The sequence below is a fragment of the Vibrio sp. Vb1755 genome (genome assembly GCF_033338635.1).
GTDB lineage: Bacteria > Pseudomonadota > Gammaproteobacteria > Enterobacterales > Vibrionaceae > Vibrio > Vibrio alginolyticus.
Genome location: NZ_JAWOTA010000297.1, coordinates 1 through 1,119 on the forward strand (window position 1 = coordinate 1; position 1,119 = coordinate 1,119).

The 1,119-nt window shown below is 45.5% G+C and carries 2 protein-coding genes; both read right to left on the reverse strand.

Annotated elements, in window-relative coordinates; translation table 11 throughout:
• Positions 1–608, reverse strand: a 608-nt coding sequence (locus R7E00_RS24680; RefSeq protein ID WP_318124845.1) for a biotin/lipoyl-binding protein, incomplete at its 3' end; no start/stop codon positions are given.
• Positions 583–1,119, reverse strand: a 537-nt coding sequence (locus R7E00_RS24685) for an ATP-binding cassette domain-containing protein (protein ID WP_318124846.1), incomplete at its 5' end; no start/stop codon positions are given. The genes R7E00_RS24680 and R7E00_RS24685, both read right to left, overlap by 26 nt.

Genomic DNA, 1,119 nt, shown 5'->3' on the forward strand with positions numbered 1-1,119 from the left:
TTGAGGCGCTCTCTTTCGATGACTTTGGTTTGCTTAAGATTTTCGAGCTCTAAGCTCGCACCAGAAATACTTTGTTCAATAATACTAAGCTTGCTCTCAAAAAAACGCTTTCTGGCAGTAAAGATTTTGTTTTGCACTAACTGTGCTTCTTTAACGATGTTCACACGAGGAATCGCTTCTAGATCACCAGACCACGAGATATCCGCTAATTCATCCAATTCGGCACTCAGCCGGTTTTCCTTCGCTAGCGTGTGAATGTACTGACCACTAACTGCATCTAACTTGGCCATTGGCTGACGTTGCGACAATTGAACAAGCGGCTGGCCTTTCTTTACCAAATCGCCCTCTTGAACATACAGTTTTTCAATGATACCGCCTTCTAAATGCTGTATCTCTTGCCGCTTGGTTAGAACAGACAAATCTCCATAAGCGATAGCAGCACTCTCTAACTTTGCGGTAGCCGCCCAATATCCTAAACCGCCTAGGAAAAAGCTTAACGTTGCAACTCCGAGCAAAATTGGCTTTTTGAAACTCAAGTTAGCATCTGAACTGAAACGGTACACTTTCTCCGCAGGAAGTTCGTTAACGACTGGCTGCTGATTGCTCATTTTTCACCCTTGGAATATCCGTTCTGTCCTCACCCATTAAACGCTTCAACACTTCATCTCGAGCACCATAAAGTTTGGCGCGGCCATCAGCTAAATACAGCAATCGATCCATTTGCCTCAATGTGCTTGGATTATGGGCGATAACCACAATGGTCGAGCCCTGAGATTTTAGATGAGCGATAAGACGCTGATACGCAGCCTCACCTTCTCCGTCTAGATTGGCGTTTGCTTCATCAAAGACGACGATAGAAGGATCTCCATAGACAGCTCGTGCTAGCGCAATCCTTTGTCGTTCACCACCCGACAGTCCACGACCATTTTCGCCAATAACGAAGTCGTAACCTTTGTTCTTTTTGAGGATTAATTCGTGACAACCCGCTAATTGTGCAGCTTTGATCACCTTCGCTGGATCTTCTTGTTTAAAACGCGCGATGTTCTCACGAATGGTTCCTGGAAATAGCTCCACCTCTTGGGCCAAATAGCCAACGTGAACACCTCGATCTTCAGATGC